Consider the following 16,868-nt stretch of genomic DNA (forward strand, 5'->3'; position numbering starts at 1 on the left):
GAACGAAAAAGAGGACCGGGGCACCTGAAAAGGGTGCGCGGTCCTCTTGCGCATGCGCTGGAACGGTTCCGTGAATCCGGCAAACCGCTTTGCCGTTTTGCTTGCCGCTTGCTTATGCCCAGTTTCCGTTGCGGAATACAGGCTCGCGGACACCGTCAGCTGTTTCGCCATCGATGTTCATCTGCTCGGAGCCAACCATGAAATCGACGTGCACCAGGCTCGTATTGATGCCGTGTGCCGCCATTTGTTCCTGGCTCATGTCTGCACCGCCCTCGATGTTGACCGAGTAAGCGCTGCCAATCGCCAGGTGATTCGAGGCATTTTCGTCAAACAGCGTGTTGTAAAAAATGATGTTGGACAAAGAGATCGGAGACTGGTGGGGAACCAGCGCGACTTCTCCGAGATAGTGCGAGCCTTCGTCCGTTGCGACGAGCTGCTTCAGCGCTTCTTCGCCTTTTTCGGCAGTGACCGAAACGATTTTTCCCTGCTCAAACGTCAAGCTGAAATTCTCGATGATGTTTCCTTGATAACTGAGCGGCTTCGTGCTGCGGACGGTTCCGTTCACGCCGTCTCTTTTCGGAGCGGTGAACACTTCTTCGGTAGGCATGTTCGCCATGAAGGAAACGCCTTTTTCGTTCACGCTGCCCCCTCCGATCCAGACGTGGCGGTCAGGAAGCTCGATCGTCAATTGGGTCCCTGGCGCTTCGTAGTGGAGGTAACGATACTGCTTCGCGTTCAAATACGCGACTTTGCTGTTGAGCGTGGCATGATGGTCGTGCCAAGCCTGAACCGGATCAGCCGCGTCTGTGCGAGTCGCTTTGAAGATCGCGTCCCACAGAGCGGGGACCTGCTCGTCCGCTGGCAAGTCAGGAAACACGGTAGCGGCCCATGCCTCGGATGGAACGGCGAGCACGCACCAGCTTACTTTGTCTGACATCGTGTAGCTGCGGAACGTCTGCAAGGCTTGTCCGGCTGCCTTGTTCGCGCTGGAGATTCGCTCAAGCTTCACGCCTTTGAGCAAGTCAGGGTTGGTGGAGGAAACGTACAAGAAGGCAGCGCCGTTTTGCGCCAGCTCCTCCATGCCTTGCGCTTTCCACTGCGGATACTCGGCAAAAGCTTCATCGGGTGCCAGATCGTATTTTATGCGGGTCAATTCGTCGTCGGTCCATTCGATATGTACGTGTTTTGCTCCCGCTTCGTACGCTTTGCGCGCTACTTTGCGCACAAACGGAGCGGAGGAGAGCGGTGCGCTAACAACAAGTGTCTGCATCGGCTGTACGTTGACGCCGACTTTTACAGCGAGATCGGCATAGCGATCAAACATCACTTCAAAAGACATAAGAAAACCTCCCTTTCTTTGGCGATAAATTCTTTTCTATTATACCTGGGAAATTGGAATGGCTTGCTAGTTATTTTCGAAAGAATTTCCTCGGAAAGCGCAGGAAAAGACAGATTACGGCGGATTTCGCGTGCAAAGCGGACTTGTATATTTTCGCGAATTGGAGGAAAATTCAAATAGAATCAAACTTGAATAATCAAAAACATTTTACTGAGGGAATGACAAGGAGGCAGACAGAGTGAAAACGAGACTCATGCGTGACCAGGTGGCCGTAGAACATACGTGGAACCTGGACGATTTATTTGCCAGCCAAGAAGCATGGGAGCAGGAGCTTGACGAGATTGTCAATCAGCTGCCGATTGTCACCGCATTCCAAGGACAGCTACATACAGGAGCAGAGACATTGCTCGCATGTCTGGAAGCAAAAGAAGCAATGGAGGTGCGGGCGAATCTGGTGGCGACATACGCCCGCCTGCGTTCCTCCGAAGATGGCACCAATCCGCTCAATCAGGCAAATTCTGCGCGGGTGGGCGATGTCGTGTCGACGCTGAACGCAGCGCTTTCGTTTGTGCCTTCCGAAATTTTGGCGCTGCCAGATGGCACGATTGAGAAATACCTGCAAGAAGAGCCGGGACTTGCGCCTTTTGCCAGAAGTCTTTCCGATTTGCTGGAAACGAAGCCGTATCGACTGTCTGCGGATACGGAGTCTGCCATTGCCGCACTCGGTGAAGTGTTTGCAGCGCCTTACACGATTTATCAACGCGGGAAGCTGTCCGACATGTCCTTCGCGCCTGTCAAAGATGGGGCGGGGGCAGAACGTCCGGTTTCGTTTGCTTTGTTTGAAGCGGACTATGAAATGTCTTCCGATACGACATTGCGCCGGGCTGCCTACGAATCTTTTTCGAAAACGTTGGCGGCTTATCAAAACTCGTTTGCTGCCGTCTATGCCACAGAGGTGAAGAAGCAGACCGTCCTGTCCAGATTGCGCGGCTTCGACAGCGTCACCGACATGCTGCTGCATCCTCAACAAGTATCGCTCGAACTGTACCACAACATTCTCGATATTATCGGAACAGAGCTGGCTCCGCACATGCGCCGCTACGCCAAGCTCAAAGCGCGAGAGCTGGGACTGGAAAAGCTGACGTTTTGCGATTTGAAAGCGCCGCTCGATCCTGAATTTAGCCCGCCGATTACGATTGAGGAAGCGGGGCGCCTGATCAAGTCCGCTTTGCAGGTGATGGGACCGGAATATGCAGAGATCATGGACAAAGCGCTGTCCGAGCGCTGGATCGATTACGTCGACAACGTGGGCAAATCGACAGGGGCTTTCTGCTCGACGCCGTACAGCAATCATTCCTATATTCTCATCACCTGGTCGGGCAACATGCGCAGCGCCTTCACACTGGCTCATGAGCTGGGACATTGCGGTCACTTCACGTTGGCTACCCGTGAGCAAAGCTATACCAACTCGCGTCCGTCCTTGTACTTTATCGAGGCACCGTCCACGATCAACGAGCTGCTGCTCGCCCAGCACATCATGGAGCAGTCTGACGATCCGCGCCTCAAGCGCTGGGTCATTTTGCAACTGATGAACACGTACTACCACAACTTCGTGACGCATTTGCTGGAAGGCCGCATGCAGCGCAAAGTGTACGAAGCCGCGCAAAACGACGTGCCGTTGACAGCGAAAAAGCTGTCGGAGTGGAAAGGGCAAGTGCTGGCAGAGTTCTGGGGAGACGCCGTGGAACTTGACGAGGCAGCCAGCCTGACCTGGATGCGCCAGCCGCACTACTACATGGGACTGTATCCGTACACGTATGCGGCGGGATTGACCGCTTCCACTGCGATGGCGGCAAGCATTAAAGCGGAAGGGCAACCAGCTGTCGACCGTTGGCTTTCTGTTTTGAAAGCAGGGGGCACACTGAAGCCGCTGGAGCTGATGAAAAAAGCAGGCGTAGATATGTCAGAGCCGCAGCCGATCCGCGATGCCGTGGCGTATGTCGGCAGTCTCGTAGACGAGCTGGAAAGACTGTTTGAAAAATAACGAGTTGCCCAAAGCTTAGCTGAACAGGAAAAAAGGCTTGTGATGACGAAAGCATCACGAGCCTTTTTCGACTTTTGGATGAAAGAGAACAGGAGAACGGGAAATGACCGAATTTACGAAGCGCGCCATTCAGATTATCGCCAGCATTCCAGCAGGCACTGTCATGACGTACGGACAGATCGCCGCATTGGCCGGGAGTCCGCGGGGAGCCAGACAAATCGTGCGGATACTCCACTCCATGTCACAAAAGCACAAGCTCCCGTGGCACCGGGTCATCAATGCCAAAGGAAAAATCGGGTTGCAAGACTTCGATTCCATGACGCTGCAAAAAATGTTGCTGGAAGGCGAAGGCGTAACGGTGTCCAAGACGGGCGACATCGATCTGGAACGGTTTCAACACCACCCTGAACCTGGACTGGCACGATTTCCTGATTAGTAGCCGACTTCCACCGAAGCGATCACGACGTACGCCAGATCGTTTTTGTCTTCCTTTTCCGCAATGACGACGCCACTGCTCGTCAGCATGCCGCCGTCCACGACTTCAAACGACACTTCTCCGTAAGGCAGCTCCGCCCGCACGGTATCGAGATCGAGCTTGTCGCGGTCGGCAGGCACAGCGAGACGCACGTTGACTTTCATTTTGTGAATATCATTTCCGGGCAGCACAGAGCGCAGACCCGGCATCGAGTTGTGATGGATGGCGTTTTGGACAGCGCGAACGGCTGCTTTGGTGACGTTTTGTCCATGGAGATCGATCCCCATGCCGATTTCGATAAACATGACTTTGTCCATTGTCGCATTCACTCCTACTATTTTCCTTCGTCGTTTCTCTCCCATCTTACCACGAATCGCGATTTTTTCCTGCCTGACGTATTGTGTTTATCCATGACTCGTGTCATCATTACACTTTGGCATCATTGCTCGACGATTCTTGGTTCATAATGGAGGCAGGTTTGAAGTGGAACGGTATCCTTTTGCCTACGATCCCGCCCAGCCGTTTATCTCGCAAGTAAGTGACTGGGTAGCGGACGTGTTTTACGATATTTTGCCTGAGGCTGGCTTCGAAGTGCGCGACGAGCAGATTTACATGGCTTTTCAGCTGGAGCGGGCCTTCCAGGAGAAACAGACGATTTTTGCCGAAGCAGGCGTAGGCACGGGAAAAACGCTCGCTTATTTGCTGTACGCCATCTGCTATGCGCGTTATACGAGAAAGCCGGCGATCATCGCCTGTGCCAACGAGTCGTTGATCGAACAGCTGGTGAAGCCGGAGGGGGATATCGCCAAGCTGGCCAAGCATCTCGACTTGACCATTGACGCGAGGCTCGGTAAGTCGCCAGACCAGTACATTTGCTTGCGCAAGCTGGACGAGGCGCGTTACAAGCTGGACAGCGACGAAGTGTTTATGCACATTTACGAGGAGCTGCCATCGTTTGTCCACAAGCATGAAGCGCTTCAATCGTTTACTCCATACGGCGACCGCAGCGCCTACTCCGCGCTGAACGACCAGCAGTGGTCGCAAATGAACTGGGATGCTTTCCAGGACTGTTTTGTCTGCGACAGACAGCATCGGTGCGGACAGACTTTGTCGCGCAACCATTACCGTCAGTCTGCCGATCTGATCATTTGCTCGCACGATTTTTACATGGAGCATGTCTGGACGTATGAGGCGCGGAAGCGGGGAGGACAACTGCCGCTTTTGCCTAATCACAGCTCTGTCATCTTCGACGAAGGGCATCTGCTGGAGCCTGCGGCGCAAAAGGCGTTGACCTACAAGCTGAATCATTCCGTTTTTGAAGAAATCATTACGCGCCTGCTGCAAGGCGAAATCAGGGAGTCGCTGGCGGTAGCGATTGAAGAAGCGATTATCCAGAGCGAAGATTTGTTTTTGCGACTGAACGCCGAAAGCAAGCCGGTTGCCGGTTCGACGCGCAAGGAGATCTCCTTCCATCCGCAGCTGATTGCCTCGATCCACCGTTTTACGAGCCTGATTGCTTCGATTGAAGAGGAGCTGGCGCTGGAGAGCGGCCTGTATTCTTTGGACGAGTTCCAATTGCGGATTGTGGAAGAGCATCTGGAAATGATGCAGCTGGCTCTCGGCTTGTTCCAGAAGCCTGATCACGTCATTTCCTGGATGAGCGAAGAATGGACAGGCCCTACGTTGGTCGTCATGCCGAAAATGGTGCAGGAAGTTTTGCGGGAACGCGTTTTCGCGCAAAACATGCCGATCATTTTCTCTTCCGCGACCTTGTCGGTAGAAGGCTCGTTTGACTACATCGCGGACAGTCTCGGCATCGAAGACTATTTGTCGTTCTCCGTCGCTTCGCCTTACGAATATGCGGAGCAGATGGAAGCTTTCGTGCCGCCGTTGTCCTGTACGCAGCCGTTTGCGGAAAAAATGGATTTGGCTGTGTCGCTGCTGCAAAAAACGGGCGGTCGCGCGCTGCTGCTGTTTTCATCGATGGAGGAAATGCAGGAGTTCAAAGCGGCTGTGGGAGCTTACCCGGAGTGCGCCTCCATGCGTTTCTGGTACGAAGGCGATGCGGAAATCAGCCACCTGATCTCCTGTTTTCAGAACGACGAGGAGAGCATCCTGTGCGCCGTGACGTTGTGGGAAGGGCTGGATGTGCCGGGGCCGTCGCTGTCCAACGTGATCATCTGGTCGCTGCCGTTTCCTCCGAACGATCCGGTGTTTGCCGCCAAGCGGAAAAGCGCGGCGTCGCCGTTCGCCGAGGTCGATTTGCCATACATGCTGCTGCGTCTGCGCCAAGGGATTGGCCGTCTGATTCGGACGCGCGAGGACAGCGGCATCGTCTCGATTTTAAGCCCGGAGCCGTGGAACGACGAGCAGCTGCGAAAACATGTGCAGAGCGTCTTTCCCGCCGGGGTCGAGTGGCGTGATGCCTGGGCAAGCGAATTGGTGTAGACGTGTGCAGGAGACGGGAACGGGAGCTTGCACGCCGTTCTTCTGTTGTGGAAAAAAGGAAAGCAAAAAAGAGGCAGGAGCCAAGGCGGCGTCCTGCTTCTTTTTTATTCCGGCATGTTGCCGACAGTCGGATCGACGGTGAAATCGCGCTGAAAGCCTGCGTACTTGACTTCGGACACCATGCCTTTTGCCGCGTGCCCCAGATCGTGACAGTGGAACATCCACTCGCCCGGATTGTCGGCTGCAAAAGCGACGACATAAGACTCGCCGGGCTGTACGTTCAACGTATCTTTCCGTAGCGGCGAGCCGGAAATAGGCTTGCCGTTTTTGCTCAACACCTGGAAAAAGTGTCCGTGCAAATGCATCGGGTGCACATCCTCCGGCGAGTTGTTGACGAATGTGACTTTGATCAGATCGCCTTTTTGCACATCGAGGGGAGGGACGTTCGGAAACGTTTGCCCATTGATCGTAAACGCCATTTGTCCATCGCGCGTGTCCGTGTTCAAATCCATCCGGTACGTCACGTCATAGGCCTGATCGAGTGAAAAGCTGCTTTTCGCTGCCTCGCCGTAAGTCGTGATGTCGACGACAGGCAGGGGGTTCGCCGATTCGGCTTGGTGTTGCGCGTGCTCCTGACCTTCGTAGACGATGGGAACGGCCAACGACTTGGCTCCGGGATTGCTGCTCTTTTCTTCCAGCAGCCACGCTCCCGGCTGGTTTGCGACAAATTCGAGGTCGTATCGTTCGCCAGGGGCGATGTTGAGCAGCTGATCTTTGACAAGCGGCGGATTGTGCAGCGGTTGCCCATCTGTGGAGACGATCTTGAACGCATGTCCTTGCAAATTCAGCTTGTGGGACAAATACCCGGCATTGATCAGGCGGATGCGCACCTTTTCCCCTTCCTTCACCCGCAGGGGCGCAATCGCCGAACCTGTCTTGCCATTGACGGAAAAGATCGTGTACATGAGCGGCATCATTTTCGCATCACTCATGCCATTCATATCCGGCATGTCGTGGCCGCTTCCGGCCGAGGTGCCCGGCGAAGCGGGAGTAGTCCCGTGATTCATGCCTGCCATCGCGCCTGATCCTCCGTGCATCTCTGCCATGCTGTCGTCCTGCATCCACTCGTCCAGGACGAGCGTAAAGTCTTTGTCCACTGGGGCGGACGTTTTCGGTTCGACGACGAGCGAGCCGTACAGTCCTTTGTCTACTTGCTTCGAGCTGTTCTGGTGCGAGTGGTACCAGTACGTGCCTGCGACATCGGCTGTGAAGCGGTACGTAAAGCTTTCGTTTGGCTTTACCGCATTTTGCGTAACGCCGGGGATGCCATCCATGTTGTTGGGCACAGGCAGTCCGTGCCAGTGAATCGTCACAGGCTCCGGCAGTTCATTTTTCAGGGTGACGGAAACGGTTTCGCCTTGCTTGACGCGCAGCTGCGGGCCTGGAACAGTTCCGTTGTACGTCCAAGCCGTTTTCATCGTCTGGTCATCGAGATGCAGCATGCTTTCTTTTGCCGTCAAAGTGAACGCATTGCCAGTCAGCACCTGCATGGAGCTGTCGCTTGCCGCTGCCATCGGCTGGGTCACAGGGGCGGTTGCCTGCGTGTTGTCCTGGGTAGCCGCCATATTGTGTCCGGCATGCTCTGTAGTGGAAGCTTGGTCCGGCGAGCAAGCGGCGAGAAGTACCAGACCGCCAAGCAACACGGGAAAAACGCTGCTTCGCAACATGGATTGATTCATGGATTTCTGCATCCTCCTCATAATGTTTTTCGAAAAAAGCGTAGCAAAGGAATGTGGAGAAACCATGAAGGCACGGCAACAGGAAGCAGCAGAGCAGGCGTCAAACACGCAAAAAGCCGATCTTCCCGCAACAGGAAAATCGGCTTGAAAGGTACAGCGGCTAGTTGCTACATCTGTCTGCGTGGCCTAGCGATTTTTGGGAGCGGCAAGTTTTTGGCTGACCAGCGACATGAGCAGTGCCAACGCGAAAAAGTACAGCGGCATCGTGACGAGCGAGCCGTTGTGCAAGTAGCTCATGCCAGTCGTAATCAGGCTGACCAGCACGTAGTAGCCTAGCCCCAAAATCGCGCCAGCCGTTCCGAGCACCGCGCCGTAGTCGACGAGCGCGAGACTCAGGCAATTGGGAATGGCGATGCCGATTCCAAGCAGCAGCATAAAAATCGCCGCGAGCATGAGGCACAGCGAGAGCGGATTCGGCTCCACGCCAGCCAAAGTCAAAACAGTCAAGCATGCTGCACCGCCTGTCGCCACCAAAGAACCGATCAAAATGATCTTTTCCGCAGCAAACCGGGGCAGCCATTTTTTCGCTAACATGGCTCCGCAGATCGAGGACAGGGCGACAAGCACGCCCAAAAACCCGAACCAGCCTGGTGTCATCTGAAAAAATTCAATGAAGATGAACGGGGCTTCGGCATAATAGCTGAACAAAATGCCGTTCGTCGCCCCGATCAAAAAGGCAAAGGCCCAAATTCTCCGGTCCGCAAGCATCTGCTTGAAAACGGTACGAACAGTTGCCTTGACCGGGGACGCCACCCTTGTTTCAGGCAGCGAGAAAAAGGTCGCGAAGAACAGCCCGACACTCATCAAGACGAGCGTAAAAAATACCGCCGAAAACCCGAACCATTGGTCGACCCAGCCCCCGATCAACGGTCCGATAGCAGGGGTAAAAGCGAGCGCGGCGGAAATTTGCGCAAAAGCGGCATGCCGTCTGGGACCGTCCATGCACTCCCGCAAGATCGTTTGTGTGACCACAGAACCTGTACTTGCGCCGAAAGCTTGCACAAAACGGCTAACGAGCAGCCACTCGACCGAAGCGGACAAATAGCAGCCAAGGCTGCCCAATCCGTAGACGACGATTCCCCAGAGCATGGCCGGGCGTCGTCCGATGGCGTCAGAGAGCCTGCCCCAGCAAAACACACCGAAGGCGAATCCGAGAAAATATATACTGAGCGTCAGTTGAACCGTGCTGTTGCCAACGTGAAGCTGTCTGGCGAGATCCGGCAGCGACGGCGTGTAGATCGTCTCGCTGATTTGCGGAAAACCGACGAGCAAAATGAGCAAAAACAGTGACGGTGTTGAGATTTTGGTATGCAAAATACTTCCCCCTATTCGTTGAAAAATCTCAAACGGTCAGAGGGAAATTACGGGATCGGGGGTTTGCACTTCGTCAGTTGTGAGAATGCCATCATTTGATTTCACCAATCTTTTTTCATAGGGGGAGTTTTGTTAGCGCTGATTATAGCAAAAAACATCCTGGCGGAACTAGCAGAATGCGATCAGGAAGCGTTCTGGCCAAAAACATATGACACTTCTGTTACGATCTGAGTGAAATTGGCAAATCAAGGGGCGATCAATGTTATAATGGAGTATCCTTTATGCAAAAATGAAAGAAAAGTAGATTGGTACAGGGATGGTGTTCACTTTTGGGTAACGTGGATTTTGCGAGCCTGCCTTGGAATGTGTTTTGGGTCGGGATTTCCTATTTTTTGGTAACGGGTGTGTTTTTCTGTGTAGGCTTTATGCGTTTGCTCTCCCAACGGGTGCGCAGCGGCATCGTCTGTATGGCCATTGCCGTCATTAGTGGGGGATTTTTCCTGAACTATTTGTTTACTCATCACATTTAATAGACGATCCCATGCGGGCCTGATATGTAGCGGACATCCTTTTTTGATATCCAGGACAAAAGTAGAGCTGACGGTGGAAATTCCCCGTCGGCTTTTTTTGTCTGCAAACGGGAAGAGGAAGCTTTCCGCCTGTCTTTTGCCGCGTTTTTCTGCCCGGAAAAAATCGGGAAGGAATGTAAACAATTTGTAACGCGTTTTTACTGTTTTGCGTCTTATAATCAGGTTACAAGAAGTTGCCGGACACGACGCAAGACGACAGAAAAACATGACCGGGCAATTTTTTTAGGTCGATCAGAAGGAAGCCCATTTCCAGTCGGCCAAAAGGCAGGCCAGGCTCCTTTCATGCAAAAAGGAAAGCCGAGTGTGCCGAAAAAATCCAAGGAAGGAAAGAGGGGAAACAGCCATACATAAGAAGAAAGAGCTACATTTCACAGGAAAAACGTTGGGCACCACATCCTGAATACGGGCAATGATGATTGGAACAATTCATTTTCCATAAAGATAATGAACGAGACCAACCCCCGTTTTCTTCAGCGGACCAAAGAAACCAGGGGTTTTTGCATTCATAAAGCACGCAATTCCCGATGTGTAATGACTGCCCCCGTCAACTCATGAACAAAACAGAACGGAAATTAAAGGGGAGAATGCAGATGAACTGCATGGCGAGCACGGTAAGCAAGAAGCAAGCAAGGAATGTTACGAATGGCAAGGATCTGACGAACACACGCAAGGAAGTACGGACTCGCCAAACAACAAGCAGAGGAGGCCGCCAGCATGCCTGAACCGATCAAGGCTGCCCACAGCCGCTACATGCCCGGGATCGACGGGCTTAGGGCTCTGGCGGTACTCGCAGTCATTATTTATCACCTGAATTACAATTGGGCGCCAGGAGGACTCCTTGGAGTCGGCATCTTTTTCGTCCTCTCTGGTTACCTGATTACCGATTTGCTGATTGCCCAGTGGAGCAGAAACGGGCGATTGGATATGAAAGACTTCTGGCTGCGCAGGGCCAGACGGCTTTTACCGGCATTGCTGTTGCTTCTGGTGGTGGTTGTCGCCAGTGTCGCGCTGTTTTCGCCCGAGCAGATGGGGCGCTTGCGCGGAGACGTCTGGGCCGCTCTTTTCTACGTCAGCAACTGGTGGCTGGTCTTTTCCGAAGTATCGTACTTCGAGAAGTTCGGTCCGCCTTCGCCGCTTGGACATCTGTGGTCTTTGGCGGTAGAAGAGCAGTTTTACCTGATTTGGCCGCTCTTGGTCGCGCTCGGACTTTCCTTGATCAAGCGCCGCGGCCCGCTCGTGATTTTGACGATCGGCCTGGCAGCCGTTTCCGCCGTGTTGATGGCTGTCATGTATGAACCGGGAGAGGACCCGAGCCGGATTTACTACGGGACGGATACGCGGGTATTCGCTCTGTTGATCGGGGCCGCCCTGGCGATGATGTGGCCGAGTCGCAAGCTGTCCACAACTATCTCCGGCAAAGCGCGGGCCACGCTGGATGTGATCGGATGCGTGAGCCTGGCGATTTTGCTCTTGGCGATCTGGAAGACAAACCAGTACGACGATTTTCTGTATCAGGGCGGACTTGTCCTGTTGTCGATTGTCAGTGCGATACTGGTAGCTGTGCTGGCTCACCCGGCAAGCTCGTTGGCAAAATGGATGGGCTGCAAGCCGCTCAAGTGGCTCGGCGTGCGCTCGTACGGCATTTATTTGTGGCACTACCCGGTGATTGTGCTCACCAGCCCGACTGCTGCGGCTGAGGAAAGCGGGGCGTTCGCCGTGTTGCGGGCGTGTCTGCAAGTGTTGGCGTGCATCGTGCTCGCAGCCCTGTCGTGGAAGTACATGGAGGAGCCGATTCGTCACGGCGCTTTGGGAAAACTGTGGGCGAAGCTCGGCACAAGCAAGCAGCAGGGCGCTCCCAAGCGTTCCAAAAAGATTCTCGCCTCAGGCTGCGCCTTCGCGCTGGCTGTGCTCTACTTTGGGGTGGCATCGCTGACCTCCGGAGCGACAGCGGGAGACACGTCTGCCATGCAAAAACTTGCGGAAGCGTCAGCAGCGGCCGAAAATTCGGGACAAAAAGACCATTCACAAGAGCAAGACGTGGATGCCAAACCGCACGGCCCGCAAGTACCGGTGACACAGAAAAAGCCGGAACCAACACAAAAGCCGAGTACGCAAACCGCGACGAAACCGAAAACCGAGTCAAAACCGAACGCTGGAAAGCCTGCCCAAGGCGGAACGGCTCCCGCAAAAAATCAGGACAATTCCGCTGCTTCCAAACAGCCAAAAGCATCAGAGGAGCCTGATGTTGCCGCTACTTCCGGAAAAGGAATTACCGCCATCGGCGATTCGGTCATGCTCGATATCGAGCCGTACTTGGCGAAGCTGTTGCCAGGCATCGTTATTGACGGCAAGGTAGGCAGACAAATGGCGCAAGCGCCCGATGTCATCAAGGCGCTGCGAGCGAAGGGACAGCTTGGCAGCCGGGTGATTATCGAACTGGGAACGAATGGCTCGTTCAGCAAGGGTCAGCTCGACAAGCTGTTGAAGGCGCTGGATGGCGTTGACCAGGTCATTTTGATCAACACGCGTGTGCCGCGACCGTGGGAGAGCGTCGTCAACGAGACGTTGGCAGAGGTGGCAGCTGCCCATCCGAACATGACGCTGATCGATTGGCATTCCGCGAGTGCCGGAAAAAATACGTACTTTTACAAGGACGGCGTGCATCTCAACTCGGAAGGCGCGCGGGCGTATGCTTTGCTCGTCGCGAAAACTTTTGCTCCGGTAAAAGCCGAAAAGCCAGCCAACGAGGCAACACCAGCGCCAGCACCGAAGCCGGAGGAGAGCCAAAAGCCAGCTTCGGACGAAAACAAACAGGAGACTGCCGCTCCAAAAGAAGCACAAGATACACAGGAATAAAGCAGGAGCCTGTAGGCAGGCCCGTCATCCGAAAGAGGAGCGGGCCTGTTTTTTTGTCGTTACGTCACCGATCAGGGGAGCATGGACAAGGAAAAGGGAAAAGCTTCGGGGCACCGGAGCGGTTGTGCACGCGCGGCGGATCGCGCTATGCTAGAGGGAACGAAAGAAACAGTTGCGACTAACAAACAGGTGGAATGCTTTTATGCCGATACAAAAATGGAGTGTGCTGGACCTGGCGCCGATTTATGAGGGCGTTGATCCTGCTTGCGCCTTGAAGCAAGCAGTCTTGCTCGCGCAAACTGCCGAGCATCACGACATGCCCGGACTGGCTTCGTCCACACCGGAAGTTTTGCTCGCCCATATCGGGGCGCAGACGCACCGTATCCGAATCGGGTCGGGAGCGGTGCTGCTGCCTCATTACAAGCCTTACAAAGTGGCCGAGGCGTTTCACTTGCTGGCTACCTTGTATCCGGGGCGAATCGATCTGGGCGTGGGCCGCGCTCCGGGTGGCTCTGCCCATGCGACGCTTGCGTTGAACGATCGTTTTTTGCAGGACGTTGGCCGCATGCCGGAGCTGGTGCAACAGTTGTCTGCCTTGCTGCGTCAGGAGTTTACCGTAGAGGGCGAGTCGGTGGTGGCTCGCCCGATCCCGCCGCTGCCGCCCAAGCTGTGGCTTTTGGGCACGAATCAAAAAAGCGCGGGCTACGCCGCAGAAAACGGGGCCGGATACGTCTACGGCCTGTTCATGAGCGAAGCGGAGGGGGAGGAAGTCGTTGCTGCCTACAGGCGAGACTACAAGCCGTCCGTTCATCAGCCAAATCCGGAGGTAATCGTCGCCGTCGGGGTTATTTGCGCGGAAACGATGGAGGAAGCAACCGCCTGTGTCCGGTTGAGCCAAAAAGCTTTCCGCAGGCCGCCAATTGTCGGCGACCCGTCGCATGTTCGCGAAAAGCTGGAAGAAATTGCGTGGCGCTATCAGGCAGAGGAAATCATGGTCATTACCGACTTCCCCGATTACGCCAGGAGACTGCGTTCGTACGAGCTAATCGCCAATTCCGTGTTTGACCGTGGTTCGTCAGGATGTGGAAAGACATAAATTAGTTCAGAGTATAGCGCATCTTCACATGGACTTTTTCGGGCTTCTCATGTACGATTGCATACGTGATTCTATCATGTAACGGGTGAAAGAAGGAAAAACAATGATTCGGTCGTACTTGTTGTTGCTTTTTTGTGTGACGCTGTGGGGGAGTAACTTTGTGTTCGGGAGCATGCTCGTCAAAGAATTTCCACCGCTTTTTCTGGCTGATGTCCGGTTGCTGTTCACGTCGCTGTTTCTCGTCCTGTACGCGTGGGTGACGAAAAAGTTCGTAAAAATCAAGCTGCGTGAGCTGGGACTGCTCGTTTTGCTCGGGCTTGTCGGTACATTGGCAAACCAAACCGCTTATTTCAACGGCCTGTTGACGACTGACGCCACGACCGCCTCGCTGATTTTGTCGCTGGCTCCGATTGTGACAGCGGTTTTGGCCTCGATGTTTTTAAAGGAGCAGTTTACGCTGCGCATGAAAATCGGTTCGGGGATCGCGCTGCTCGGCACCTTTTTCGTCGTCGGGATCGGAGCGGGCCTCTCGATCTCCAAAGGAGTGCTGCTGATTGTCATTGCGATGGTGACTTTCTCGGCGTCGATGATCATCATTCGCAAGCTGACGCAGACGATGCAGCCGTTTATTACGACGGTGTATTCGACGACAGTAGGGACGCTGTTTTTGACGCCTGCGGCCTTGCTGACGCTCGACTCCTCGGCGCACATCAGCCATGAAGCGTGGGCGTGGGGCATGCTGATCGTCACGGCTATCCTCATGCAAGGGGTTTGCGGGATCGTTTGGAACTCGCAACTGCAAATCGTCGGGACGGGCAAAGCGGCGATTTTCCTCAATTTGCAGCCGTTCGTCGCGATGCTGGTCGGCTTTTTGCTGCTCGGCTCGCAAGTCACCGCGATTCAGGCGGGCGGTTCCCTGCTGATTGTCGCAGGGGTGGTCGTCGCCAGCATGCGGAAAAAGCAATCGGTTCAGACGGCAGCAGCACAGCGGATGGTAGATGGCCCGAATCGCTGCAACGTTTAGAATGTTGTGCGCCACACAAAAAAACCAGTCCGACACGGCACTTCCGAGTGCGTCGTGTCTGCGACTGGTTTTTTTGCGTAAAAAACGAAATGGCTTGCTGTTTTTTCTGAAAAGGGATGTGGCTGTCTGCGCAGGGCGCCATGGTCGTGTCTGCGACTGGTTTTTTTTTCGTAAAAAACGAAACGGCTTGCTGTTTTTTCTGAAAAGGGATGTGGCTGCCTGCGCAGGGCGACGTGGTCGTGCCAGCGACTGGTTTTTTGCGTGAAAAACGAAATGGCTTGATGCTGTTCCTGAAAAGGGAGGTGGCCGCCTGCGCAGGGCGACGTGTTCGTGCCTGTTTGGTATGATGGCGCAGGCCACCATGGCGTTGCCCGTATGGTTTGCTGGCGCAAGGTGGACATGTCAGATGGCAGGCATTACGGACTTTCGGACAAAGCGGGGAGCACGCGGTATATTTTGCGTGGCCGCCCGCGGTTGGTCGGCGTCTCCTCGCCAATTTGCTCGATGACGTTGTGCTCCGCCAAATCGCTTAAAATTCGCCGGGCATTGCGCGGTGTCATGCCCATCCATTCCGCCATCTCCGCAGCGCTGATATAGTTTTGGCCCAAAGCTTTTTGCACCGAGATAATTTTGTTCAGCGTCGTGATGCTGACGCCCGCCTTTTTCAGCCCCTCGCTGATCTCCTTGTCTTCTGTCCAATATTCGTAGCTGATGCTTTTCGCCTGGCGCAGCGGACCTTCGATCGAGCCGTCGTGGTCGACGAGGACAGCGGCGTTCCCGTGTTTCTTCGCGTGCACGAGAGCCAGTTGCGCGTTGCGTTCTGCCGCCAGAGCAGAGACGCCGAACCCGATGCCCATATTGGCCGAAGAGCTGGTGAGCAGCATGATTTTTTCCAGCAGGGTAGTGGGGTGAAACGCCGGATTGTCCTCAAAAGAGCCGCGAGTCGAAAACAAAATGAACTTGTAATTGCCCAAGGAGACAAAGCTGCCGGAAATCGACTCGGCATAATCGAGCACAAGCTCTTGCAGCTTGAGGTCGAGGCGACGCAAATCGTAAGCGTTTGCAGGCTCGCTGGCGAGCTTCTCCACTTCTGATACTTCGAGCAGCTGAACGGCGATTTGCGAGCGCTTGAAGTGCAAAGTCTCGCCTTCCTGCAAAATTTGCTTGAAAATCTCGCGGAACGTCAAGCGGGTGAACCCCATCCGATACACCTGGATGCCTTGGCGTTGCAATTCTTCGGTGACAGAGAGCATCCCGGTGACGCAAGCGTCTACTTTTCCTTCCCGCACGAGCGCGGTATGGTAAGCCACCAAATGGTTGGTCAGGCGAAATTCCTGGTACGGATTGAGATAAGGCTGGTCGCATTGCAGGCCAAGCTCTTCCAGCGTCTCGCGGAAATGCATTTCGGACACCGTATCGAAGCTGACACGATCAAGTGACAGGCCATCGCGGTATACCAATTCCAAAAGAACTTTCGTAAGCACGCTGGCGTTGATCTGCGGATAAAAAGCTTTCTGCTTTTGCAAATGCTGTCTAGCCATGGAATAAGGGCCAATCCCGGAGAAAAACCAGATGTCTACATCCATTTCGTTTTCTGCGACAATGGTGGCGGCTTCCTCCGCACGCTGGTATATAAACGGAATGAGCACGATGCGGTCTGCGAACTCTCGTCCGACCCTTTTCATTAATTCCACGGAATCTTTTGGACCAACTATGCCGACTCGTATGATCATTATGTCCTCCAACTAAACGGTAAAGTACGGGTTTACTCTATTCGTCGCGAAGCGGATCGATCCTCTTTTCGGCATCATAGTATGTTTTGATTTCTTATGCAAATGCCATATATCGCCGGTGAGAGAAAAGGAAATCCAACAGGCAACGAA

General features: G+C 54.2%; 12 protein-coding genes. 6 read left to right on the top strand and 6 right to left on the bottom strand.

Annotated features, from left to right (window positions below):
* Nucleotides 1-112 precede the first annotated feature (112 nt).
* Nucleotides 113-1,339 (bottom strand): aminopeptidase, encoded by a 1,227-nt coding sequence (locus tag NST23_RS13220; protein ID WP_242771589.1) that lies wholly within the window; start codon nucleotides 1,337-1,339, stop codon nucleotides 113-115.
* 238 nt (nucleotides 1,340-1,577) lie between these two features.
* Between NST23_RS13220 and pepF the strand changes: the two genes are divergently transcribed.
* Both pepF and NST23_RS13230 read left to right on the top strand, forming a co-directional pair.
* Nucleotides 1,578-3,383, top strand: a complete 1,806-nt coding sequence (gene pepF / locus NST23_RS13225; protein ID WP_173595899.1) for an oligoendopeptidase F — start codon at nucleotides 1,578-1,580, stop codon at nucleotides 3,381-3,383.
* A gap of 103 nt (nucleotides 3,384-3,486) precedes the next feature.
* Complete coding sequence (locus tag NST23_RS13230; RefSeq protein ID WP_122963396.1) at nucleotides 3,487-3,819, top strand: MGMT family protein; 333 nt, start codon at nucleotides 3,487-3,489, stop codon at nucleotides 3,817-3,819.
* Here the strand turns inward: NST23_RS13230 and NST23_RS13235 are convergent.
* The gene (locus NST23_RS13235; protein ID WP_122963395.1) at nucleotides 3,816-4,175 is read right to left on the bottom strand and encodes a Lin0512 family protein; all 360 of its coding nucleotides are present in this window, start codon (nucleotides 4,173-4,175) and stop codon (nucleotides 3,816-3,818) included. The two genes, NST23_RS13230 and NST23_RS13235, sit on opposite strands and share 4 nt — an antisense overlap.
* Nucleotides 4,176-4,341: 166 nt before the next feature.
* On the opposite strand from NST23_RS13235, the gene NST23_RS13240 reads away from it, so the two are divergent.
* Nucleotides 4,342-6,306 (top strand): ATP-dependent DNA helicase, encoded by a 1,965-nt coding sequence (locus NST23_RS13240; protein WP_122963394.1) that lies wholly within the window; start codon nucleotides 4,342-4,344, stop codon nucleotides 6,304-6,306.
* A 104-nt stretch (nucleotides 6,307-6,410) separates the two neighbouring features.
* Here NST23_RS13240 and NST23_RS13245 read toward each other — a convergent pair whose 3' ends face one another.
* From NST23_RS13245 to NST23_RS13255, 3 genes are all read right to left on the bottom strand, one after another.
* On the bottom strand, nucleotides 6,411-8,045 hold the full coding sequence (locus NST23_RS13245; protein WP_122963393.1) for a multicopper oxidase family protein: 1,635 nt from the start codon (nucleotides 8,043-8,045) through the stop codon (nucleotides 6,411-6,413).
* Nucleotides 8,046-8,231: 186 nt separating this feature from the next.
* Entirely contained in the window at nucleotides 8,232-9,419 is a 1,188-nt protein-coding gene (locus NST23_RS13250; RefSeq protein ID WP_173595902.1) for a multidrug effflux MFS transporter, read from the bottom strand.
* Between the two features lie 323 nt (nucleotides 9,420-9,742).
* A complete protein-coding gene (locus tag NST23_RS13255; RefSeq protein WP_173595903.1) occupies nucleotides 9,743-10,132 on the bottom strand; it encodes a hypothetical protein in 390 nt (129 codons plus the stop codon).
* Between the two features lie 591 nt (nucleotides 10,133-10,723).
* Here NST23_RS13255 and NST23_RS13260 point away from each other — a divergent pair.
* The 3 genes from NST23_RS13260 (at nucleotide 10,724) to NST23_RS13270 (ending at nucleotide 14,985) form a co-directional block, all read left to right on the top strand.
* Nucleotides 10,724-12,865: an acyltransferase family protein gene (locus tag NST23_RS13260; protein ID WP_340963812.1), complete on the top strand. Its 2,142-nt coding sequence runs from the start codon at nucleotides 10,724-10,726 to the stop codon at nucleotides 12,863-12,865.
* A 202-nt stretch (nucleotides 12,866-13,067) separates the two neighbouring features.
* On the top strand, nucleotides 13,068-13,961 hold the full coding sequence (locus NST23_RS13265; RefSeq protein ID WP_340963813.1) for an MsnO8 family LLM class oxidoreductase: 894 nt from the start codon (nucleotides 13,068-13,070) through the stop codon (nucleotides 13,959-13,961).
* Between the two features lie 103 nt (nucleotides 13,962-14,064).
* The gene (locus NST23_RS13270; RefSeq protein ID WP_340963815.1) at nucleotides 14,065-14,985 is read left to right on the top strand and encodes a DMT family transporter; all 921 of its coding nucleotides are present in this window, start codon (nucleotides 14,065-14,067) and stop codon (nucleotides 14,983-14,985) included.
* A 416-nt stretch (nucleotides 14,986-15,401) separates the two neighbouring features.
* Here the strand turns inward: NST23_RS13270 and NST23_RS13275 are convergent, their stop codons facing one another.
* Nucleotides 15,402-16,718, bottom strand: a complete 1,317-nt coding sequence (locus NST23_RS13275; RefSeq protein WP_415858065.1) for a hypothetical protein — start codon at nucleotides 16,716-16,718, stop codon at nucleotides 15,402-15,404.
* Between the last annotated feature and the right edge of the window lie 150 nt (nucleotides 16,719-16,868).

This window comes from Brevibacillus sp. FSL K6-0770 (assembly GCF_038000275.1).
Lineage (GTDB): Bacteria > Bacillota > Bacilli > Brevibacillales > Brevibacillaceae > Brevibacillus > Brevibacillus parabrevis.

What these genes read in the sequence shown, in the direction of transcription:
- NST23_RS13275 (WP_415858065.1), bottom strand. Translation starts at nt 16,718, where the DNA reads ATGATCATACGAGTCGGCATAGTTGGTCCAAAAGATTCCGTGGAATTA.
- NST23_RS13260 (WP_340963812.1), top strand. Translation starts at nt 10,724, where the DNA reads ATGCCTGAACCGATCAAGGCTGCCCACAGCCGCTACATGCCCGGGATC.
- NST23_RS13265 (WP_340963813.1), top strand. Translation starts at nt 13,068, where the DNA reads ATGCCGATACAAAAATGGAGTGTGCTGGACCTGGCGCCGATTTATGAG.
- NST23_RS13270 (WP_340963815.1), top strand. Translation starts at nt 14,065, where the DNA reads ATGATTCGGTCGTACTTGTTGTTGCTTTTTTGTGTGACGCTGTGGGGG.
- NST23_RS13245 (WP_122963393.1), bottom strand. Translation starts at nt 8,045, where the DNA reads ATGAATCAATCCATGTTGCGAAGCAGCGTTTTTCCCGTGTTGCTTGGC.
- NST23_RS13220 (WP_242771589.1), bottom strand. Translation starts at nt 1,339, where the DNA reads ATGTCTTTTGAAGTGATGTTTGATCGCTATGCCGATCTCGCTGTAAAA.
- NST23_RS13230 (WP_122963396.1), top strand. Translation starts at nt 3,487, where the DNA reads ATGACCGAATTTACGAAGCGCGCCATTCAGATTATCGCCAGCATTCCA.
- NST23_RS13235 (WP_122963395.1), bottom strand. Translation starts at nt 4,175, where the DNA reads ATGGACAAAGTCATGTTTATCGAAATCGGCATGGGGATCGATCTCCAT.